This window comes from Streptomyces sp. NPDC008121 (assembly GCF_042957155.1).
Classification (GTDB): Bacteria; Actinomycetota; Actinomycetes; order Streptomycetales; family Streptomycetaceae; genus Streptomyces.
In genome coordinates, this window is the sequence record NZ_JBIBHT010000003.1 from 149023 (window position 1) to 170498 (window position 21476).

The following is a 21476-nucleotide window of genomic DNA, read 5'->3' on the forward strand; positions in this document are numbered from 1 at the left end:
CAGTGACGAAGGGGTGGGGCGTGTTACGCGACTGTGAACCGCCGGGTCACGGTCGTGTAACGCGCGGGGGCCGCCGGGCGGTGTGAGGCCGGCCGCGACAGCATCCGTGTGACCTTGCGGCGGGGGAGCCGAGTCGGGCGTTACGGGATGGCTGTCGCGGCCGGGGTCGGGGGGCCGGGGCGGCGGTCGCGGGCCGCGCCGGCGGGGGGTCAGACCGCCTCGGCGGTCTCGGGCAGCAGGGCGGTGAGCCGGTCGGTGAGCTGGACGACCTCGGCGACGTCCCCGAAGTCGCGGGCGGCGGTGTCGACGGTCTTGCGGAGCCTGGTGTTGACCCGCTCGGAGCGGACCTTGCGGGCGACCACGAGCGCCGTCTCGGCGAGGCGGGCGGACTGCTCGGGCTCGCGCTTGAGGAGGTGCACGGTGGCCATGCCGATGAGGTTGAGTGCGTACGACCGCTGGTGCTCGGGGTCCTTCTCGAAGAGCTGGACGGCGCGCTCCATGACGGGTTCGGCGAGGGAGGCGTAGGTCGGGGAGCGTCCGGCGACGTAGGCGAGGTCGCGGTAGGAGTGCGAGTTCTCGCCGTTGAGTTCGGCTTCGGAGAAGAAGCGGATCCAGTCGGGTTCGGGCTCGCCGTCCAGGCCGACGTCGGCGAAGGTGTCCTCGGCCATTCGCACGGCCCGCTTGCACTTGCTGGGCTGGCCCATGTTGGCGTAGGCGCGGGCCTCCATCGCATACAGCATGGCCTGGGTGCGCGGGGTGGCGCAGTCGCGGCTGCCGTACTGGGCGAGGTGGATGAGTTCGAGGGCGTCGTCGGGCCGGCCGAGGTGGATCATCTGGCGGCTCATCGAGGAGAGGATGTACGAGCCGAGCGGCTTGTCCCCGGCCTCCTTGGCGGCGTGCAGGGCGAGGACGAAGTACTTCTGGGCGGTGGGCTGCAGACCGACGTCGTAGCTCATCCAGCCGGCGAGTTCGGCGAGTTCCGCGGCGCACTTGAAGAGGCGCGGGGCGACCCCGGCGGGCTGGGGCTCCTGGAGCAGGTCGGTGACCTCGTGGAGCTGGCCGACGACCGCCTTGCGGCGCAGTCCGCCGCCGCACTGGGCGTCCCACTGGCGGAACATGGCGGTGGTGGATTCGAGGAGGTCCAGCTCGCCCGTGGAGAGCCGGTTCGGGCGGCGGGTGTCGAAGGCCGGCTCAGGGCGGTCGGTCTCGACGGCGGGGGTGGGGACGAGCCAGCGCTGCATGGGCTCGATGAGGGCGGGTCCGGCCGCGAGCGCGAGGGAGGTGCCGAGGAAGCCGCGGCGGGCGAGCATCAGGTCGCTGCGGGAGAACTCGCTGAGCAGGGCGACGGTCTGGGGGCCGGCCCAGGGCAGGTCGACGCCGGAGACGGACGGGGCCTGGTGGGCGGTGCGCAGTCCGAGGTCCTCGACGGCGACGACGGAGCCGAACCGCTCGGAGAACAGCTCGGAGAGGATCCGCGGGATGGGTTCGCGGGGCTGTTCGCCGTCGAGCCAGCGGCGTACCCGCGAGGTGTCGGTGCTGATGTGGTGCGCGCCCATCTGACGGGCCCTGCGGTTCACCTGGCGTGCGAGCTCGCCCTTCGACCAGCCGCTGCGCACGAACCACGAACTCAACTGTTCGTTGGGGCGCTTGCCGGCGGTCGTTCCGTCATCGCCGTTGCCGCCCACGGGAACGCCCCCATCCTCATCCATGACTTGTTGCGCGAACCCTTACCAGAATGCCGTCGGTCGAGTCCTCCGTCCGGGACTTGCACCCCTTCGAACAGGAAACCGAGTTGCCTCCGGCATACCCGTGCGCGCAAGGAACTCTTGGGCTCGTGCACCGAAAGTAATCCTACGATCACCCGTCCGGCGAGGGCGATTCAAGAAACGCCACCATTCGCCACCCCTTCGAATGAACTCGCCTGCCGCCGAACACGATTCACTTGACATGCGACGAACCGGGGTCGGCGGAGCGAAGCGCGAGGAGGCGCGCGCGGCGGTCCGCACCACCTCACCCGCCACCGCGCGCCAGCCGGCCGCGACGGAGCGTGACGGAGGGGTTCCGGGTCGTAACCACCGGCGCGTCCGACCCGTTGGAGGGGGCATGGGCTTCACGATCGGCGGCATGCGTGAGATGCGGTCCGGCTCGCGCCGCCGCTTCCGCACCAGTGAATGCACGGCGGTGGCCGAGTACACCGGACTGTGGGGCTGGGACGTGCTCCCCGGCACCCGGGCCGTGTCCGGCCAGTGCTCCTGCGGCGACCGGTCGTGTACGGCCCCGGGGGCGCATCCGCTCCCGTTCGCCGAGGCGGTCCCGGCGGGCGCGGGCCTGGACGACGCGACCAAGGCGTGGTCGCGGTATCCGGGGGCGGCGCTGCTGCTCCCGGTGGGCCGCTCCTTCGACGTGATCGAGGTCGCCGAGACGGCGGGCCGCCGGGCGCTGGTCCGGCTGGAGCGCATGGGTCTGCCGCTGGGCCCGGTGTGCGCGACGCCGACGGGGCGAGCACAGTTCTTCGTGGCGCCGGGCGCGGCCGCGGAGCTGCCGGGCCTGCTGTACCGAATGGGCTGGGACGACGCCGATCTGGACCTGCACGGCGTGGGTGCCGGCGCGTATCTCACCGCCCCGCCGTCGGATCTCGGCGGCCTGGGGCCGGTCCGCTGGCTGCGGCCGCCGACGCTGGACACGGCGGGGGCGCCGCCGCAGGCCCGGCTGCTGCTCGGGACCCTGGCGTACATCTGCCACCGCACCCACTTCTAGGGCGTGTTTCGAAAGTCCCGTCTGGCCGGGGGCGCCTGGCACGCGCGCTCGCCGCGTTGTCGGTCGTCGGCGCAGCCCGCTGCGCTCTCCTTCCTCCGCCTTGCGATCGCACGCACCAGACGCCCCCGGCCCCGCCCTGCGGGCGGACGACGCTACTTTCGAAACACGCCCTAGGAATCCGGTCCTGCTCGCGCGCCGAGCGGGGCCGCACGGCGGACGGCTCGGGCCGGGCCCCCTGAGGAGGTCCGGCCCGAGCCGTCGGTGCGCGGTGCGAGGGGGGACTCAGGCGCCGTCGCCGATCAGGGCGTCGACGAACGCGCCGGGCTCGAAGGGCGCCAGGTCGTCCGGGCCCTCGCCCAGGCCGACCAGCTTGACGGGGACGCCCAGCTCGCGCTGGACGGCGACGACGATGCCGCCCTTGGCCGTGCCGTCGAGCTTGGTGAGGACGATGCCGGTGATGTCGACGACCTCGGCGAAGACCCGGGCCTGGATGAGCCCGTTCTGACCGGTCGTGGCGTCCAGGACGAGCAGCACCTCGTCGAGCGGGCCGTGCTTCTCGACCACGCGCTTGACCTTGCCGAGCTCGTCCATGAGACCGGTCTTGGTGTGCAGCCGGCCGGCGGTGTCGATGAGGACGACGTCGGCGCCCTCCGCGATGCCCTCCTTGACGGCGTCGAAGGCGATCGACGCCGGGTCGCCGCCCTCGGGTCCGCGGACGGTGCGGGCGCCGACGCGCTCGCCCCAGGTCTGGAGCTGGTCGGCGGCGGCGGCGCGGAAGGTGTCGGCGGCGCCGAGGACGACCGTGCGGCCGTCGGCGACCAGGACCCGGGCGAGCTTGCCGGTGGTGGTGGTCTTGCCGGTGCCGTTGACGCCGACGACCATGACGACGCCGGGGGTGCCGGGGGCGCTCTCGGTCTTCACCGAGCGGTCGAAGTCGCCGAGCAGGGTGACGAGCTCCTCGCGGAGCAGGGTGCGCAGGTCGTCCGGGGTGCGGGTGCCGAGCACCCGGACGCGCTCGCGGAGCCGGTCGACCAGCTCCTGGGTGGGGGCGACGCCGACGTCGGCGGTGAGGAGGGTCTCCTCGATCTCCTCCCAGGTCTCCTCGTCGAGGTGCTCGCGGGACAGCAGCGTGAGCAGCCCTTTCCCGAGGGAGTTCTGGGAGCGGGCGAGCTTGGCCCGCAGGCGTACGAGACGGCCCGCGGTCGGCTCGGGCACCTCGATCACGGGGGCGGGGGGCGCCTCCGCGACGACCGGGTCCTCGAGGGCGGCCGGGGTCTCGACGGCCTCCTCGGCGGTCGGGAGGCCGACCTCCTCGATCGTGCGGCGTGGTTCGTCCCGCGGTGTCTCCGCCTCGTCACCGACGTGCGGTTCGGCGGGCGGAGCGGTGATGGTCGGTGGGGTGGTCGGAGCCTCGGCCGGCGGCAGCTGCTTCTTCTTGCGGCCGCTGATCACGAGCCCGCTGGTCACGACGACCGCGACGACGAGAGCGATGACTACAGCAAGGATGAGTTCCATAACCCGTCCAGTATCGGCCACGACCCGGCGGTTGGGAGAGCACGTAGGGTGGGTGCGTCCCCCCACATCTGTACGGAGTACCCCCATGCCCCACGCCTCCGAAGCCGAAGGCGCGACGAGCGACGGCGCCCTGGAGACCCGCGGTCTCGAGCCCGTCCCCGACAGCGAGCGCACGGGCCGTGCGCGCGAGCTCTTCCCGACCTGGGTCGCCGCCAACATCAGTGTGCTTCTTCTCACGATGGGCGCCGGCCTGATCGTCTTCAACGGCCTGAACTTCTGGCAGGTCCTCGTCGTCGCGATCGCGGCTCCGGTGCTGTCGTACGGCATCGTCGGTCTGATCTCGATCGCGGGGAAGCGCGGCGGTTCGCCGGGCATGGCACTGTCGCGGGCCGTGTTCGGGCAGCGGGGCAATCTCTTCCCGGGTTCGCTGATCTGGGTGGCCCGCTGGGGCTGGGAGACCATCAACGCGGTGACCGGCGCCTATGCGGTGCTGACGGTGCTCGATCTGCTCTTCGGGGTGGAGTCGAGCACGCCGCTGATCGTGGTGACGCTGCTCCTCTTCGTCGCCTGCACGTTCCTGGTCTCGGGTCTGGGCATCAACGCGCTGCGGGTGTGCAGCACGTGGTCGACGTACCTCTTCGGCGCGTTCTCCGTGCTCGTGCTGGTCTATCTGGTCGCCGACACCGACTGGTCGGCGGTCTTCGACAAGCCGGCCGGTTCGACGGCGATGATGATCGCGGGCATCGGCACCATCGCGGCGGGCGGCATCAGCTGGGTGCCGTCGGGGCCGGACTTCACGCGGTATCTGCCGCGTACGGCGTCGTCCCGGGCGATGGTCGGCGCGACGGTCGGCGGTGCCGGGATCGTCGTGCTGCCGATGGTCCTGATGGGCGCGGTGATGGCGGTGGGGACGCCGAGTCTGGCTTCGGCGCAGGACCCGGTGTCGTTCATCGGCGAGCTGCTGCCGGCCTGGATCTCCGTGCCGTACCTGGTGATCGCGCTGATCGGGATGCTGCTGATCAACTCCATGTCGATGTACTCGGCCGGGTTCACCGCGCAGACGCTCGGCATCAAGGTGTCGCGTGCGGCGGCGGTCAGCGTGAACGCCGTGATCAGCCTGGTCTTCGGTTTCCTGCTGATGGTGGTGGCGACGAGCTTCATCGGCTCGTTCATCTCGTTCCTCACGCTGCTCGCGGTGGCGTTCTCCGCCTGGATCGGCGTCTTCGGCGTCGACATGCTGCGGCGGCGGTCGTACGACGGGGTGGCGCTGATGGACACCACGCGGACCAGTGCGTACTGGTACCGGGGCGGTTTCGCCTGGCAGGCGATGACGGCGTGGGCCGTGGCGCTGGTCGCCGGTCTGCTGTTCACGAAGGTCGACTGGTTCTCCGGTCCGCTGGCGTCCTCCTGGATCGGTGAGAACGGGCTGGGCTGGGCGGCGACGATCGTGGTGTCGGGTGTGCTGTACGCCGTGCTGCCGCGGACGCCCGCGCGGGAGGCCGTCGGGTCGGCCGGGGCCCGCGGGGCCGTTCCGGAGAGCGACTCCGAGACTGTTTCCATCTGACGTCACGTCAGATACCGTCCCCCTTCGCACCGGCTTCCCGAGCCCGCGGAGGGGGACTCGCCATGCCCTTCACAGTCGTACGGTTCAACCTCGTCGATCCGGACGCGACCCCCGAGTCCCTCTCGGAGCGCTACCGCGCGGCCCTGGCCATGGCGGCCTACGCCGACGAGCGGGGGGTCGACACCGTCCAGACCGAGGAACACCACGGTGTCGCGGACAACTGGCTCCCCTCCCCCTTCGCCTTCGCCGGCGCCGTGTTCGGGGCGACGCGGCGGATCGCGGTCACCGTGTCCGCCGCCATCGGCCCGCTGCACGACCCGCTGCGGCTGGCCGAGGAGATCGCGGTCCTCGATCTGCTGAGCGGGGGCCGGCTGGTGACGGTGGCGGGCATCGGCTACCGCCCGGAGGAGTACGAGGAGCGCGGGGTCGACTGGGGCCGGCGCGGGAAGCTCCAGGACCTGCTCCTGGAGACCCTGCTGCGGGCGTGGACCGGGGAGCCGTTCACCTACGAGGGCCGTACGGTACGGATCACTCCGCGGCCCTTCACCCAGCCGCATCCGCTGCTGCTGGTGGGAGGGTCCTCGAAGGCGGCGGCGCGGCGGGCGGCCCGGCTGGGCCTGCCGTTCTTCCCGAGCGCGCACCTGCCGGAGCTGGAGGAGCACTACCGGCGGCTGTGCGCGGAGTACGGCACGGAGGGCTGGACGATGATGCCGGCGCGGGAGACCCCGCTGCTGCACCTGTCGGAGGATCCGGACCGGTGCTGGGCGCTCTACGGCAAGCACTTCCTGCACGAGGCGCGCACCTACGCCTCCTGGCAGTCGAAGGACATCCGGTCGGCGGTGCGGTCGGCGGCCTCGACGGTCGAGGAGCTGCGGGCGGAGGGGGTGTACCGGATCGTGACGCCGGACGAGTGCCTGGCGCTGGGTCTGGAGAGCGTGGTCCTGCATCCGCTGTGCGGCGGGATGCCGGTCGAGGAGGCGTGGCGCGGGCTGCGGCTGTTCGGGGACGACGTACTGCCCCGGCTCAGGGCATAGGGCCCTGAGCCGGGGCAGTATCCGTGTTCGAGGAGCGGGGCAGCGGGGTTTAGCCCATCTCCTCCAACGCCTTGCCCTTCGTCTCCTTGACGTACCGCAGTACGAAGGGGATGGAGAGCACGGCGAAGACCGTGTAGATGATGTAGGTGCCGGAGAGGTTCCAGTCCGCGAGGGACGGGAAGCTCGCGGTGATGGCCCAGTTGGCGATCCACTGCGCGGAGGCGGCGACGCCGAGGGCAGCGGCGCGGATCCGGTTGGGGAACATCTCGCCGAGGAAGACCCAGACCACCACGCCCCACGAGAGGGCGAAGAAGAGCACGAAGACGTGGGCGGCGACGAGGGCCACGACGCCCTGGGTCTCGGGGAGTTTGCCGTCGACGAGGTCGGCGGAGAAGGCCCAGGCCTCGACGGCGAGGGCGATCGCCATGCCGACGGAGCCGACGAGGGCCAGCGGCTTGCGGCCCACCCGGTCGACCAGGACCATCGCGATCACGGTGCCGATGATGTTGATGATCGACGTGGTGAACGAGTAGAAGAACGAGCTGGAGGGGTCGATGCCGACCGACTGCCAGAGCGTCGAGGAGTAGTAGAAGGCGACGTTGATGCCGACGAGCTGCTGGAAGACGGAGAGTCCGATGCCGACCCAGACGATCGGGAGCAGCTTGAAGCGGCTGCCGTTCACGAACAGGTCCCTGATCGTGGACTTGTGCTCGCGGCGCATGGCCTGCTCGATCTCGCTCACGCGGTGGTCGAGGTCGACGCCCTTGCCCTCGACCTCGGAGAGGACTTCCTTGGCCTTGCCGATCTTGCCGACGGAGATGAGGAAGCGGGGGGACTCCGGGATGGCGAAGGAGAGCAGGCCGTAGAGGAGTGCGGGGACCACCATCACGCCGAGCATCCACTGCCAGGCTTCCAGGCCGCCGATCTCGCCCCGCTGGTCGCCGTCGGCGAGCTGCAGGATGCCGTAGTTGACCAGCTGGGAGATGGCGATGCCGATGACGATCGCGGCCTGCTGGAAGGAGCCGAGGCGGCCGCGGTAGGCGGCGGGGGCGACTTCGGCGATGTAGGCGGGGCCGATCACGGAGGCCATGCCGATGGCGAAGCCGCCGACGATCCGCCAGAAGGCGAGGTCCCAGAGGGCGAACGGCAGCGCCGACCCGACGGCGCTGATGGTGAACAGCACGGCGGCGATCTGCATGCACCGGATGCGGCCGATCTTGTCGGCCATCCGTCCGGCGGTCGCGGCGCCGATGGCGCAGCCGATCAGGGCGATCGCGATGACCTGGGCGAGCGTGCCGGATCCGATGTCGTAGCGGTCCCGGATCGCCTCGACGGCGCCGTTGATGACGGAGCTGTCGTAGCCGAAGAGGAAGCCGCCCATCGCGGCGGACGCCGTGATGAAGATGACGTGGCCGAGGTGGTCCGGGTGGGCGGCTCGGCCTTCGGAGGGCGGGGGCGCCTGCGCGGTGCTGGTCACATGGACTCCTGGAGGCTCCGGCATCGCCGGGGCGTGGGGGGCGAGCCCTTCCAGTGGCGCACAACTTCACGCCGCCCACCACTTGAAGGTAAAAGTAACGCTGCAGAGACTATGCCTTCAAGTTTCGAAGTCAAGGCTTGCCCTCTTGTGAATTGAGGCCGTGATTGATCCCCCATGTGTACAAGTCTTGAATGAGGTGGTCTATCGCAGCCGCTGGCTGATGACCTTCGATACCCCGTCGCCCTGCATGGAAACGCCGTACAGCGCGTCCGCGACCTCCATCGTCCGCTTCTGATGGGTGATCACGATCAGCTGCGAGGACTCCTGCAGCTCCCGCATGATCCGGATCAGCCGCTGGAGGTTGGTGTCGTCCAGCGCCGCCTCGACCTCGTCCATGACGTAGAAGGGGCTGGGGCGCGCCTTGAAGATGGAGACGAGCATCGCCACGGCGGTCAGCGAACGTTCCCCGCCGGAGAGCAGCGAGAGCCGCTTGACCTTCTTGCCCGGCGGGCGGGCCTCCACGTCGACGCCGGTGGTCAGCATGTTGTCGGGGTCGGTCAGGACGAGCCGTCCCTCGCCGCCGGGGAAGAGCCGCGAGAAGACGCCCTCGAACTCGCGGGCGGTGTCCCGGAACGCCTCGGTGAAGACCTGTTCGACGCGGACGTCGACCTCCTTCACCACCTGGAGGAGGTCGGCCCGGGTCTTCTTCAGGTCTTCGAGCTGCTCGGAGAGGAAGTTGTGGCGTTCCTCCAGCGCCGCGAACTCCTCCAGAGCGAGCGGATTCACCTTTCCGAGTTGCTGGTACGCCCGTTCGGCGGCCTTGAGCCGCTTCTCCTGCTCCGCGCGTTCGAAGGGCCGCGGCCGGTTGCGCGGATGGTCCGGGTCCTCGGGCAGCGTCTCGCCCTCCGCCGGCGGCGACGGCGGTACGAGCTGGTCGGGGCCGTACTCCGCGACCAGGCCGGCCGGCTCGACGCCCAGCTCCTCCAGGGCCTTGGTCTCCAGCTGCTCGATCCGCATCCGCTTCTCCGCGCCGAGCACCTCACCGCGGTGCACGGAGTCGGTGAGCTTGTCGAGCTCGGCCTTCAGCTCGCGGCCACGGGCGCGGGCGGCGGCCAGGCCCTCCTCGCGGGCGCCCTTCGCGGACTCGGCCAGGACGCGCTCCTGTTCGGCGCGGACCAGGGAGACCTCGATGTGGGCGAGGAGCTGCCGGGCTCCCGCGGCGACGGCGCGGGCGACCTCCGCCTCGTGGCGCAGCCGGGCACGGCGGCGTTCCGCACGCGCGCGTGCCTCACGTTCGGCGCGGGCGCCCCGGTCGAGGGAGTCGGCCCGCCCGGCGAGGCCCTTGACCCGCTCCTCGTGGGTACGGAGCTGCAACCGGGCCTCCATCTCCGTCTGGCGGGCGTTGGCTCCGTCGGCGGCGAGCCGGTCGCGCACGGAGGTGTCGGGCTCCTCCTCGGCCGGGGTCTCCTCGGCCACGAGCAGGCGCTCGGCCAGCTCCTCGGCCTCCTCCAGCGCCTTCTCCAGGGCCTCCTGGGCGCGGGCGGCGGCCGCGGCGGTCCGCTCGGCCTCCCCCGCCGCGCCACGGGCCTGTCCCGAGAGACGGCCCAGGCGCTGGGCGACCGCGGACTTCTCGCGGTCGGCGGCGCGGCGGCGCTCGGCCAGCTCCTCGACAAGCGCGGCGGCGGTCCGGCGGCGCTCGCCGGCCTCGTGCTGGGCGCCGGCCAGCTCCTCGCAGCGCACGGCCAGCTCCCCGAGCTCGGCCGCGGCCTCGTCCACGGACGCCTGCACTTCGAGCAGGCTCGGCGCCCCCGCGGAGCCGCCCTGCGCGAAGTGCGCCCCGAGCAGGTCGCCCTCGGCGGTGACGGCGGTGAGCCCCGGATGCGCGCGGACCAGCTCCTCGGCCTCCTCCAGGGTTCCGACGACGACGATCCCGTCGAGCAGGCGCCGTACCGCGCCCATCAGCTCCTCGGGGCCGCGCACGAAGGAGGCCGCCCGGGCGGCCTCCGGGGGCACCGGGGTCTCGGCCGGGGCCTGCGCCCCGGTGAGCAGCAGCGCCGCCCGGCCCCCGTCCTGCTTGCGCAGCAGGCGCAGCGCCTCGACCGCGGTGGCGGGGCCCGAGACGGCGACCGCGTCCGCCGCGGCGCCGAGGGCGGCGGCGAGCGGGACCTCGTGCCCGGGGGTGACGGTGAGGAGTTCGGCGGCGGGGCCGAGGAGGCCGGTGAGGTCGTCGCGGGCGGCCAGCAGCGCCCCCGTCCCGTCCTTGCGGCGCAGGCCCAGAGCCAGGGTTTCGTGGCGGGCCCGGGTCGCCGCCCGGGAGCGGTCGGCCGCGGCGGCGGCGTCCCGGGCGGCGGAGAGCGCCGCCTCCGCCTCGGCGAGGTCCCGGCGGGCGGTCTCGTACCGCTCCCCCAGCGCGCTGTCGTCCGCGTCGAGCCCGTCGACCTCGGCCTTGAGCTGCTCGTACTCCTCCTGGGCGAGGACGGCCCGCTCCCCTGCCTCGTCGCGGGCGGCGGCCAGCCGGTCGATCTCGGCCTGCGCGGACGCGGCGCGCGAACGGGCCGCGTTGACCTGACCGTGCAGCCGGGCCAGCCCTTCGCGCCGGTCGGCGATGGCGCGGGCCACGTCCCTGAGGCGGCGCTCCTCGACCGCCAGTTCGCGCTCCAGCTCGGCGCGATGGGCGACCGTGTCCTCCAGGGCCCGCTCGGCGGCCTCCAGAGCCGCCTCCAGCTCTGCCTCCTGCTCCCGGATCCGGGCGGCCTCGCGCTCCATGTCCTCGGGGTCGCGCCCCCGGCGCTCCTCCGGCGGCTGGGCGGTGGCGCTCTTCACGCGCGCGTCGGCGAGCGAGACGGTGCCGCGCACCCGCTCGGCGAGCTGGGAGAGTTCGTACCAGGTCTGCTGGGCGCGCTGGAGGCGTGGGGCGAGCCGCCGGACCTCGTCCTCGAGGCCGGCCTCCCGGGCGAGCGCGGCCCGCAGCTCCGTCTCGGCGCTCTCCTTCCGGGCGAGCAGCGCGGCCTCGTCGGCGACCTCGGCGCTCAGCGCCTCCCGGAGCCGTACGAGGTCGTCCGAGAGGAGCCGGAGCCGGGCGTCGCGCAGGTCGGCCTGGATGACGGCGGCGCGGCGGGCGACCGCGGCCTGCCGGCCGAGGGGCTTGAGCTGGCGGCGCAGTTCGTCGGTGAGGTCCTGCACGCGCGCGAGGTTGGCCTGCATCGCGTCCAGCTTCCGCAGCGCCTTCTCCTTGCGCTTGCGGTGCTTGAGGACACCGGCCGCCTCCTCGATGAAGGCCCTGCGGCCCATCGGGTCGGCGTGCAGGACGGAGTCCAGCTGTCCCTGGCCGACGATGACGTGCATCTCGCGGCCGATGCCGGAGTCGGAGAGCAGGTCCTGGATGTCGAGCAGCCGGCAGGTGTCGCCGTTGATCTGGTACTCGCTGCTGCCGCCCCGGAACATGATCCGGGTGATCGTGACCTCGGCGTAGTCGATGGGCAGGGCGCCGTCGGCGTTGTCGATGGTGAGCGAGACCTCGGCGCGGCCGAGCGGGGGCCGCCCGGTCGTGCCGGCGAAGATGACGTCCTCCATCTTGCCGCCGCGCAGCGACTTGGCGCCCTGCTCGCCCATGACCCAGGAGAGCGCGTCCACGACATTGGACTTGCCGGATCCGTTGGGGCCCACGACGCAGGTGATCCCCGGTTCGAACCGCAGCGTGGTGGCGGACGCGAACGACTTGAAACCGCGAAGGGTCAGGGCCTTGAGATGCACGCCCCGGGACTCTACCGGTGCACACGCGTTTCACCGGTGAAGGCGAAGGGCAGATCCCCCCTCAGGGAGAGGGCCATGGGGGAGGCAAGAAAGAAGGGACGCCGAAGCGTCCCTTGCATATCTGGCTGTGCCAGCGAGAGTGTCTCTCACCTCACCCTTGCGGGTTGTCGCGTCAGGTGAGCGCAGGCTCCGCCTGGGGTACGTCGAGGTCGATGCCGTGAAGCAGCGAGTCTCCGTGATGTGCGGCGGCCGCGTTGAGCGCGTCGTTCTCGGACTGAATCCGTACAAGCTCGGACTCGAGGTCCTGAACGCGCTGCTGCAGCCGTCGCATCTCGGCGAGGAGTCGCGGGTCGGAGCCGCCGACGTAACCGAGAAGCGCCTTTGCCATGATGGATGGTCCTCCACACTGAGTGACCGACCGATTGCGGTGTGGGTCGTGAGGGATTTCGCACCCGCGGTGCTCGGCGGTACTGCTTGTCGTGCCCGTTCTCACTGCCGAACAGCTCAGGTGCGCGGGGCTTCCAGAATCTCACCAAAAAGTTTGACGGTCAACACGATCACGCCCCTCATCAAGGGGCAACCGGCGGGCAGCGGCCGCGGACCATGCGGCGGCGCCTCTCGACCCGGTGCCTCGGGGGCTGTCGAGATCATCCTTCCTCGGCCGGCCGGACAAGGCAAGAGCTTCTCGGCAACGACCAGGTCATTTCCCCTTCACGGGCCGTTCCTCGAACGTCCGCCCGGTGGGCGCACGGGCCGCCGGGCGGAGGGTCGCCGAAGGGCTCCGGGCGGGCTCAGCGGATGGCGAAGCCGTCGTAGCCGCCGCGCGGCGTGTCCCAGATCTCAGTGACTCCGTCCACGCGCCCGGGTGTGTCGGCCGAGCGGAGCCAGTCGAGCAGGCGGTGGCAATTCTCACTCGCCCCTTCCGCCACGACCTGCACACGGCCGTCGTCGAGATTGAGGGCGAAGCCGACCAGGCCTCCGATCTCCAGAGCGTTTGCCCTGGTGAACCAGCGGAAGCCCACTCCCTGTACTCGGCCGCGCACCCAGGCGGTGAGCCGTACGTCTTCGTTCATGGCTGAACGCTAACGAACCAATTGCCGCAGGAGCCCACCGCCCCCACGCCGCATGGCGTACAGTCCCGACGGAATGAGGCTCACCCATACGAGTGCGGCCCGTTCGAATGATCCACAGAAGCAAAGATCAGCAAAGAGCACAGCACAGGTCGTCAGGAAGGCAGAGCAGATGGGACGCCATCGTCGCTCCGGCGCCGCGCCCGCCGCAGAAGAGTACGCGGCCGGCGCGGACCGTCGGCACCAGGGTGCGCGCCGCAAGAAGCGGGGCGGGCCCGTCCGTACCGGGCTGCTCGGCGTCTCGGCCGCGGTGGCGGTCGGCGCGGTCGCCGTCGCCTCCGGCTTGCTTCCGGGCGGGGAGACCCACACCGTCGGCAGCGTCGGCTCGGGCGAGACCCGGTCGCAGCCGCAATCCCCGCAGGTTCCGCGGCTGACGACGCAGGGCGGCGCCTCGGCGACCCCGTCCGACCGCGCCTCCACCCCGGAGACGGCGCGGCCGGGCACCGGCACCCCCTCGAAGACGGCCACGCCGTCCGCGAAGCCGACGCCCACCCCCTCCCGGACGACCGCCGCCCCGAAGCCGAAGAAGCCGTCCGCCCCTCCGTCGAGGACCGCGAAGCCGTCGAAGACGGTGGAGACACCGCCCCGGACCAAGCGGCCCGCGGCGCCGAAGCCTGTTCCGACGACCGCGAAGCCGGCCCCGCCGACGAAGGCCCCGGCACCGGTCGACCGCGAGGCGGCCGCTGAGGCGGAGGTCGTCCGACTGGTCAACGAGGAACGGGCGAAGGTGGGCTGCAGCCCGGTGCGCTCGGACGCCGAGCTGGCGAAGCTGGCCGGCGCGTTCAGCGCGGACATGGCCGAGCGCGGCTTCTTCGACCACACCGACCCGGACGGCGCCACCCCGTGGGCACGCGCCGAGAAGGCGGGCATATCCGGCTTGGGCGGCGAGAACATCGCCCGCGGCCAAGCGGACGCGGCGGCCGTGATGGCGTCCTGGATGGCCAGCGACGGCCACCGCGCCAACATCCTGAACTGCGACTACACGACGGTGGGCGTCGGTGCCCACTTCGCGTCCGGCGGCCCGTGGTGGACCCAGGACTTCGGCTTCTAAGATTTCCGCAGGTCAGCGACCTATGAGCTTGCGTGGGCCGTCTCGGGGCCGTCATCGGCGACCGGGGCGGCCCACACTGCGTCTACGGCGGCCCGCGTACGGGTCTGACTCGACGGCATGAGGTGCGTGTACGTCCGCAGCGTGAAGCCGGGGTCATGGTGGCCGAGGTACTCGCTCAGAGCCTTGATGCTCTCCCCCGCGTCCAAGAGCACCGATGCGTAGAAGTGTCGGAGCGCATGCATTCCGTTGTCCCGCCCGTTGGCGACACCGGCGGCGCGCAGGGCAGGGCGCCACTGCCGATCGTTGAACCGGTTGCGGTTCAGAGAGAGACCCTCAGGGCTCCGGAAGATCAGAGACGCGGTGACTGGGGGACCGTCCAACGTCTTCCACGGCAACGTGACCTCTGCCGCTGGAAAGCGCGTGAGGTGGCCGGCCAACGCGAAGGCGATGGACTCGGGCAGGGGGACGTCCCGCTCCTTGCCACCCTTGGGCGGGGCGAACACGGGCCGGTTGCGGAGGAGCTTTACCTGCCGGACCACGTGCACGACTCCCCCGAGGAAGTCGACATCCTCGACGGCCAGGCCGAACACCTCTCCCTGTCGGAGGCCGCAACCGGCGGCGGGGTTGACAAGCGCTGGTACCGCTCAGGCAGAGCAGCCCGCACAGCCATGACACGATCAGCGGACCACGGCTTGACCTTGCGCGGGTCGAGGCGAGGAGCCTTGACAGACCGCGAGCTGCACGGGTTGGCCCGGATGAGTCGGTCCTCCACGGCGGCCGTGAAGACCGTTGAGACATGAGCAAAGATCCCGCGCCGATAGGCGGCTGACAGTCCCGCGTCCTCAAGGATCCTCATCCAGAGGCGAAGGTGCGTCGGGTTGAACGATCCGATCGGGCGCTTGCCGATGTGCGGGAGCGCGTGGAGACGCAGACGCATCTCGACGGACTCGCGAGTGGAAGGGTCGGTCATCTGCGTCTTCATCCACTTGATGGCGTACTGCTCGAAGGTGACCTTGCCTGCCTCAGGGGCGATGTAGTCGCCACGCGACATGTCGGCCTCGATGTTGGACAACCACGTCTCGGCCCTGCGCTTCTGCTTGTCAGGAAAGCTCTTGGACTTCTCGGTGCCGTCGGGGCCGACGTAGCGCGCCCGATACCTCATGCCGATGCCATGGCGATCGGTCTTGACCCTGACCGGCTTGCCACTCGGGCCGGTCTCTGCCTTGTACCAGCGGTCCTGGATATGTCCGGCCATCAGGCAGCTTCCTTGTCCATGAGCGAGGTAACCCAGACGCGTACGTCCTCGGGGTCGAAGCGGAGGTGCCGGCCAACGCGGAAGCCGCGGGGCCCGGTGTCTTTGCGGCGCCACTGGTAGACGGTCTCCAGCGGGATGCCGAGAAGGTCCGCCAGGTCGACGGGGGTCAGATAGCGCTCTGGAAGTACACGGGCCACGGTCACCACTCCCCGTTGGTGTCGGCGGTATCGAGTTCTGCGAGTGCTTCGCGTGCGGTGTCGCGGTTGGCCTTGATGTCGCGGGCGATGGACTGGGCAAGCCAGGACTCACCCGGGGTGTGGCCGTGTCCTGCGTAGGTCCAGTGGGCGATCACGAGGGTGGAGCCCTCCTGGTCGTCGCCCGGGCCCGGCAGCCCGCGCTCCTTGCGTTCCTGAGCGGCGCGGTAGTCAGCGCGGGTCTGGCGCAGGGCGCCGAGGGTGGTGGAGTAGGCGCGGGATTTGGTGGAGAAGTGGCCCCGGAAGCCGAGCATGTGCGACCAGCGCGCCAGCATCCGGCCGGGATAGTCCGGGTCGAGGGTCCAGCAGGCTTCGATCAGGCGCCGGGTGTGCTCCGGGACACCGAGGCGGGCCAGCTCCGCCGGTTCCCCGATGCGCCGGTCGACGGTGCCTGTGGTCTCGGCGGCTTTGGTGGCGTACTTGGCGACGTAGGAGGCGACGGCTTGTTCGGTCAGCTCCTCCTGGCCGAGCGCCCCGATCGGCTGCACGTCCACCTGCGTGCCCCACCGCAGGGTCCGTTCGGGATGGGTGCCGGCGGGCGGGACGGTGACGGCAACCCGGGCGGCAGCCGCACGGATCGCATCGTCCAGCAGGGCGGCCGAGGCCCAGCCGGGCGGGGAGGTCTCGGGTCCGTCGGGGCCGTCGAGGCGGAGGACCGCGTGAAAGTGGATCGCGCCGCGTTTCTGGAACTCGGCGACCTTCCCAAAGGACACCCGGCACGACTCCTTCAACGCGGCCTGGGTGATCCCGGCGCGGGCGGCGATCTCGCGGCGCAGGTAGATGGTGAAGCGCTGCCACAGGTGCCCGGCGTGGTTGTTCCACAGCACCGCACCCGCGTAGTCGTAGGTGCCCGGGTCGAGGGCCGTACCCAGGAGGGGTGAGTTCTCCGGGTGGGCGGTGCCACAGCGGCAGCGGCCGGAGGCGGGACGGTTGTGGACCGGGCCGAAGGACGGGGCGGTAAGGGTGGCGAAGACCCGGGGATGGTCCCGCACTGTGGCGGGGACGTTCTTCCGGTCGTCACCGGTGATCCCGGCCCGGATCAGGTGATAGGTGTCCCCCGCATAGGTCCAGGCGCAGGACGGGCAGCGGGAGGCACGGCGGTTGCCGCAGGCGACCCGTAACCGACCACCCGGCTCATCGGCCGTCGAGTACGAGTACAGGACATCCCCGGTGGCCCGGTCGCGGGTGACGGTGGTGCCGGACAGGTGGATCGGGTCCGAGCAGCCACCCGTACGCCGCACCTGCTCACGCCACCGCTCGAAGCCCGGGGTGTTCGCGACCCGCAGGAGGTCGGCCAGGGCAAGAGGGTCGGTACCCAGGGAGGCCGCGACACCGGCCACGGCCTCCGGGGCAACGGGGAAGACCGTCACGCGGCCACCACCACGGACGCCGCGGACTGGGACACGCAGGCGGTGAGGCGAGCGACGTGGTTCGCGAGCCGCCGCTTGGCGCCCTCGCTGACCTCGATCAGGGCGACGGAGCGGACGGTGTGCTCGTTGAGGCCGGAGCCCTCGCAGTACTCGCAGAAGAGCATCGCCGGATCAGCGTCCTCACTCGCCCAGCCGGACCCCTCGCAGGCGGAGCAGTCGGCCCACGGACGTGAGGTCAGGAAGTACAGGCACTCGGCAGGGTCGGAGCACCGTCCCTCCAAGCACGCCGGGCAGGCCCGACCTAACGCTGATCGGCGGTAGACCACAGCAGAAGCAGGCATGATGGAACTTCCCTTCGTGGGAGCCAGGGGCGGTGGTTCTTCTTGGCGGTTGAGCGCCGCCCCTGGGCAAGAAGTGGTTGGTGCCGTGCCTCGCTGTCCGTGACAGCGAACACATCCCTAAGGTTCCCTAGGGCACCCTAGGGTGCCAAGGGGTACGCTAGGGAAGCAGAGACGAGAAGGAGCTGACCCATGGCGGACCAGGCCGACAATCGAGCGCCCTACGCGCAGATTGCCGCCCACTACGCGGCACTGATCACGTCCGGAGACCTTCAGCCGGGCTCACTGCTGCCGAGCATCAAAACGCTCTCCCAGGAGTGGAGCGTCAGCACCGCGACCGCTGAAAAGGCTCTGCGCAAGCTGCGCAATGAGGGTCTCGTCAGGGGGATCCACGGAATCGGGACCGAGGTGCTAGACCGCCCCGCCCCCATGTCGTCAGGAGCCCAGCGCCAGGACCGAGGTCTCGTCACCGGATCCAGTTGGGGAACCGGCGAACGGTCCGACTCGCATCAAGCCTCGGTAGTGCCGGCGCCCGCAGATGTAGCTGAAGCCCTCGACATCAAGCCCGGGTCCAACGTGATCCGGCGAAGCCGGGTGTATCGCGACCGGCACGGCATCGTCGCGCACTCCACTTCGTGGATCCCCGCCCAATACGGCGAGCTGATCCCCCAGCTCACGAAGAGCGAAAGGCTGACGGGGGGAACGTCGCTGCAACTCATCGCGCAGGCCACCGGTCGACCGATCAGGCACCGGTTCGACACCGCCTCGGCACGTCTGCTCACGCGAGAGGACGCCGAGCTCCTGGAGCTAGACCCCGCGAATGCCCCCAAGAAGCCAGTGGTCGTGATGACGGCCAAGTTCGTGGACAGCGAAGGTGCCGTAGTCGAGTACGGCGTCGACCTCGGCGGTCCTGGTCGCACCTGGCAGACGGAATCGGAACTCGCCCAGTGACAACCACCGAGCCCGCCCGCCCGGCCTTCTGCGTCCTCATGGTGGGGCTCCCGGGTTCAGGCAAGACGACTTTGGCCCGTGCGTTGACTGCACGCGGGTTCCTGAGGCTCTGCCCGGACGAGGAGATGTTCCGCCGACACGGCGTGTACGGAGTCGACTTCCCCCGGGGTACGTTCCCGACCCTTGAGCGGCCGATCCTCGAAGAGACCTCAGTCGAACTCCGGGAACACCTGCGCGCCGGACACGACGTAGTAGTCGACCATGGATTCTGGACGCCGGAAGAACGGGCCCGCTGGAAGGCCTTCGCCGCCGAAGCCGGGGCGGTCTCGACAGTGGTCTACCTTGAGGCCAGCCATGAAGAACTCTGGGCCCGGGTGAGCAAGCGCAACGCCCAGCACGAAGACGATCCGAACTCGATCTACTTCGCGGAGAGCGACTTGCTCCGTTACCGGACCCGGTTCGTGCCCCCGGAGCCCAGCGAGCCCCACCTTGTCTACGACGGCGACCCCGAGTCGGTCTTGAAGACTCTTCGGGCGGAGCAAGATCGCCCGTAGTCCGGAAGATGCCGGGGCGGGTGTTACAGGTTTCTCTACCTCATCAAGGCGCCTCGCTCCGCTCGCCGCGCGCTCCCCGGCTCACCGCCGGGGCCCGACGCTCCTGCCTTCGGCCCGCTCCGGCCCCGGCTACGCCGGTCGCGCGGCTAAGCGAGCACGCCAGATGCAAGACGGTAGCCCGCTGCGGCTGGGGCCGGTCGGCTCCACGGCTTTAGGCAGCCACCATGGGGCGAGCCTCTAAGATCATGGCCCCAACGTCGTGCTTTACCGGGCAGGTCCACAGACTGCCCGACGCGCCATCAGCTTACGGGGCCATGATCACTCGCCCCATGGCAGCTCCCGCCCAAAGCCGCTCCACCGACCTCCGGCGAGTAAGTAACCGTTGAGTCACGCCCCGGCAAAGTTTAAACCAAGACCCCTTGTCGATCTGGCCGCCGGTACTACGCTCCGTGACCGAAGGTCAGCATAGCGACGGAGCGTAGTACCGGCGGCCAGATCGACACCGCAGCAGCACTACGCTCCGCTACATTGCTTAGGAAATTCGCGCTAAACGCTGGTCAGACCGCCGCAAGCGAACGCTTGGCGGGTCCTCCGAAGTAACGCGAGTGCGTCTTGCGAAGACCTTCGAGGGAGGCTCCGCTGAGAACCACGATCTCGATCTCCTCATGCCCCCTGAAGTCACGCTCAAGCTGGAACCTGGCACGGAGAGCCGCTCGCGTCTCAGAGGCCGGAAACTCTTGCCGAACGTCTGTCTCACCAGTGTGACGATCGTAGACAAGCAGGAAGTGCTTCAGTGCCTTCATGTAGCCAGCCTCCCCTTGATGTCTTCAGTCTCCTGCAAGATCTGACGCATGGTTGCCAGTGTGGGTTCCTGGAGAGCCAGGCTGGCTTCCCGCTCGCCGCTGGAGACGGTTGCTTCGTCGACCGACTTCTCCATCTCGTACAGCGTAGCTGAGAACCCCTCCATGAAGGAGATGAGGTCAGTCACCGCCTCCCCACCAACCTCTGGCGGCTCGCCATACCTGATGCCACGACCGAAGATGTCAGCGATGCGCTCGAAGACGTTCGCCCATAGGTCCTGCCCTACCGTACGAATCTGAATCTCTACGAACCTGCCGCCGATCGCTACGATGACGTGAACGGCTCTGTAGCCAACCATCGGGTCTTCTCGGCGATCCTTGACCGAGCACTTGCCCCCTTCCTGCTCAAAGCGGTCGATCACCATCTCCCTGAGTCGATCTTGCTCCGTCAAAGTGATGCGCCCTGAGACTCGGATGCCGGCGATGTCTTGTATCCGAGCAAGGTTGGTGCTTGAGCCTCGTTCCTTCCCCCGTTGCAGCTTCTGGATCAGGGTGTCCGTTGTCTTGAGTCGATGTGTCACGCCCAGTGGCCAATCCAAGACGTCGCATAGTTCGTCAACGACTCCACGGACTGCTGTCAGCAGCTCGCTGTAATCGATGAGGAGGTCTTCAAGCAGAGTGAGGTCGTCTTCCGACACGGCTTCGGGAAGCTCAAGCCGCTTGCCAAGCTTCTGCACAGCCGAGTTAGACATGGGCATCGCACCAACATAGACGAGCAGCTCACAAGCGACGGCCCATTTCGTCGCGCTCGCGCACCACCCTCGGGGCCGTCTCGGGGCCGTCAAAGGCCGCCCAACGACGACCACCGCTGACAACCATCGACAGCTAAGTCGCAGGTCGCAGCGTTGATCGATTACGCAGCCGCAGATCAGATCCCCGGCTTGTCACTTCTTCGGCTTCTGAGCCACACGCCTGACCGATAGGCGAAAGGGCCCCGTCACCCTCCGGTGACGGGGCCCTTTCGCATGCCGGGGGGTCAGGCGGCGGCGCGGCCCGCGGTGAGGGTGCGGGCGACGGTGGCGACGCGGCGGCCGAGGTGCTCGGCGGTGGCGAGATCGGCCTTGTGGACGCCCTCGGGGCCCAGGTCGTTCGGGGTCTGGGCGCCGGCGCCGGAGAAGAAGCCGAGGCGGTTGAGGTCGTTCTCGGAGGCGTCGCTGGTGTTCCAGCCCGGCTTCAGGCCGAGGTTGACCCAGGTCATGCCGTGCTGGGCGGCGAGGGTCTGGAAGAACTGCAGGGTGTGCAGCTTGTCGCCGCTCTTGGAGGCGGAGTTGGTGAACCCGGCGGCCAGCTTGTCCATCCAGGCGTCGGTGAACCAGCGCTTCGACGTGGCCTCGGCGAAGGTGTGGAACGCGCCGGAGGCGGTGCCCATGTAGGTCGGTGAGCCGAAGACGATCGCGTCGGAGGCGTCCAGCAGCTCCCAGTCGGCCTCGGTGATCTCGTCCACCTTGATCAGGTGCACGGTGGCACCGGCGTCGGCGGCGCCGTCACGGACGGCCTCGGCGACGACGGCGGTGTGGCCGAAGCCGGAGTGGTAGGCGATGGAGACGACGGGCGCGGTCATGGGGGACTCCTCATCAGCGGGGGGCGATGACCAGAAGTAGAGCACTAACTTC

General features: G+C 70.1%; 18 protein-coding genes and 1 pseudogene. 6 read left to right on the forward strand and 13 right to left on the reverse strand.

The window, feature by feature from the left end:
* Positions 1-209 precede the first annotated feature (209 nt).
* Complete coding sequence (locus tag ACFZBD_RS10790; protein WP_391138842.1) at positions 210-1709, reverse strand: hypothetical protein; 1500 nt, start codon at positions 1707-1709, stop codon at positions 210-212.
* 394 nt (positions 1710-2103) lie between these two features.
* Here ACFZBD_RS10790 and ACFZBD_RS10795 point away from each other — a divergent pair, with 394 nt between their 5' ends.
* Entirely contained in the window at positions 2104-2757 is a 654-nt protein-coding gene (locus ACFZBD_RS10795; RefSeq protein WP_391138844.1) for a bifunctional DNA primase/polymerase, read from the forward strand.
* A 282-nt stretch (positions 2758-3039) separates the two neighbouring features.
* Here the strand turns inward: ACFZBD_RS10795 and ftsY are convergent, their stop codons facing one another.
* Positions 3040-4272, reverse strand: coding sequence for a signal recognition particle-docking protein FtsY (ftsY, locus tag ACFZBD_RS10800; protein WP_391138846.1), 1233 nt, complete (start codon positions 4270-4272; stop codon positions 3040-3042).
* 85 nt (positions 4273-4357) lie between these two features.
* On the opposite strand from ftsY, the gene ACFZBD_RS10805 reads away from it, so the two are divergent.
* Complete coding sequence (locus ACFZBD_RS10805; RefSeq protein WP_391138848.1) at positions 4358-5836, forward strand: cytosine permease; 1479 nt, start codon at positions 4358-4360, stop codon at positions 5834-5836.
* Positions 5837-5898: 62 nt separating this feature from the next.
* Complete coding sequence (locus ACFZBD_RS10810) at positions 5899-6870, forward strand: LLM class flavin-dependent oxidoreductase (protein ID WP_391138850.1); 972 nt, start codon at positions 5899-5901, stop codon at positions 6868-6870.
* Positions 6871-6919: 49 nt separating this feature from the next.
* Here the strand turns inward: ACFZBD_RS10810 and ACFZBD_RS10815 are convergent, their stop codons facing one another.
* From ACFZBD_RS10815 to ACFZBD_RS10830, 4 genes are all read right to left on the reverse strand, one after another.
* A complete protein-coding gene (locus ACFZBD_RS10815) occupies positions 6920-8347 on the reverse strand; it encodes a sugar porter family MFS transporter (RefSeq protein ID WP_391138852.1) in 1428 nt (475 codons plus the stop codon).
* A gap of 201 nt (positions 8348-8548) precedes the next feature.
* Entirely contained in the window at positions 8549-12100 is a 3552-nt protein-coding gene (smc, locus tag ACFZBD_RS10820; protein WP_391138854.1) for a chromosome segregation protein SMC, read from the reverse strand.
* A gap of 172 nt (positions 12101-12272) precedes the next feature.
* Positions 12273-12488, reverse strand: coding sequence for a hypothetical protein (locus tag ACFZBD_RS10825; RefSeq protein ID WP_391138857.1), 216 nt, complete (start codon positions 12486-12488; stop codon positions 12273-12275).
* A 403-nt stretch (positions 12489-12891) separates the two neighbouring features.
* Positions 12892-13173 (reverse strand): acylphosphatase, encoded by a 282-nt coding sequence (locus ACFZBD_RS10830; protein WP_391138859.1) that lies wholly within the window; start codon positions 13171-13173, stop codon positions 12892-12894.
* Positions 13174-13342: 169 nt separating this feature from the next.
* Between ACFZBD_RS10830 and ACFZBD_RS10835 the strand changes: the two genes are divergently transcribed.
* Positions 13343-14281, forward strand: coding sequence for a CAP domain-containing protein (locus tag ACFZBD_RS10835; protein ID WP_391138861.1), 939 nt, complete (start codon positions 13343-13345; stop codon positions 14279-14281).
* Between the two features lie 20 nt (positions 14282-14301).
* On the opposite strand, the pseudogene ACFZBD_RS10840 reads toward ACFZBD_RS10835, so the two are convergent.
* The 4 genes and pseudogenes from ACFZBD_RS10840 to ACFZBD_RS10855 form a co-directional block, all read right to left on the reverse strand.
* Positions 14302-15536, reverse strand: a pseudogene (locus tag ACFZBD_RS10840) (tyrosine-type recombinase/integrase).
* Positions 15536-15733, reverse strand: a complete 198-nt coding sequence (locus ACFZBD_RS10845) for a helix-turn-helix domain-containing protein (protein ID WP_391138863.1) — start codon at positions 15731-15733, stop codon at positions 15536-15538. The pseudogene ACFZBD_RS10840 and the gene ACFZBD_RS10845 overlap by 1 nt, the downstream one beginning before the upstream one ends.
* A 2-nt stretch (positions 15734-15735) precedes the next feature.
* Positions 15736-17130: a replication initiator protein RepSA gene (repSA, locus tag ACFZBD_RS10850; protein WP_391139650.1), complete on the reverse strand. Its 1395-nt coding sequence runs from the start codon at positions 17128-17130 to the stop codon at positions 15736-15738.
* Positions 17131-17156: 26 nt separating this feature from the next.
* Positions 17157-17324: a hypothetical protein gene (locus ACFZBD_RS10855; RefSeq protein WP_391138865.1), complete on the reverse strand. Its 168-nt coding sequence runs from the start codon at positions 17322-17324 to the stop codon at positions 17157-17159.
* Between the two features lie 366 nt (positions 17325-17690).
* Between ACFZBD_RS10855 and ACFZBD_RS10860 the strand changes: the two genes are divergently transcribed.
* Positions 17691-18449 carry a UTRA domain-containing protein gene (locus ACFZBD_RS10860; protein WP_391138867.1) on the forward strand — a complete coding sequence of 253 codons (759 nt, stop codon included), beginning with the start codon at positions 17691-17693 and terminating at the stop codon, positions 18447-18449.
* Positions 18446-19003, forward strand: a complete 558-nt coding sequence (locus ACFZBD_RS10865) for an AAA family ATPase (RefSeq protein WP_391138869.1) — start codon at positions 18446-18448, stop codon at positions 19001-19003. The genes ACFZBD_RS10860 and ACFZBD_RS10865 overlap by 4 nt, the downstream gene beginning before the upstream one ends.
* Before the next feature lie 557 nt (positions 19004-19560).
* Here ACFZBD_RS10865 and ACFZBD_RS10870 read toward each other — a convergent pair.
* From ACFZBD_RS10870 to ACFZBD_RS10880, 3 genes are all read right to left on the reverse strand, one after another.
* Positions 19561-19806: a hypothetical protein gene (locus ACFZBD_RS10870; protein ID WP_391138871.1), complete on the reverse strand. Its 246-nt coding sequence runs from the start codon at positions 19804-19806 to the stop codon at positions 19561-19563.
* Positions 19803-20561, reverse strand: coding sequence for a hypothetical protein (locus tag ACFZBD_RS10875; RefSeq protein WP_391138873.1), 759 nt, complete (start codon positions 20559-20561; stop codon positions 19803-19805). The genes ACFZBD_RS10870 and ACFZBD_RS10875 overlap by 4 nt, the downstream gene beginning before the upstream one ends.
* Positions 20562-20839: 278 nt before the next feature.
* The gene (locus ACFZBD_RS10880; RefSeq protein WP_391138875.1) at positions 20840-21424 is read right to left on the reverse strand and encodes an NAD(P)H-dependent oxidoreductase; all 585 of its coding nucleotides are present in this window, start codon (positions 21422-21424) and stop codon (positions 20840-20842) included.
* Between the last annotated feature and the right edge of the window lie 52 nt (positions 21425-21476).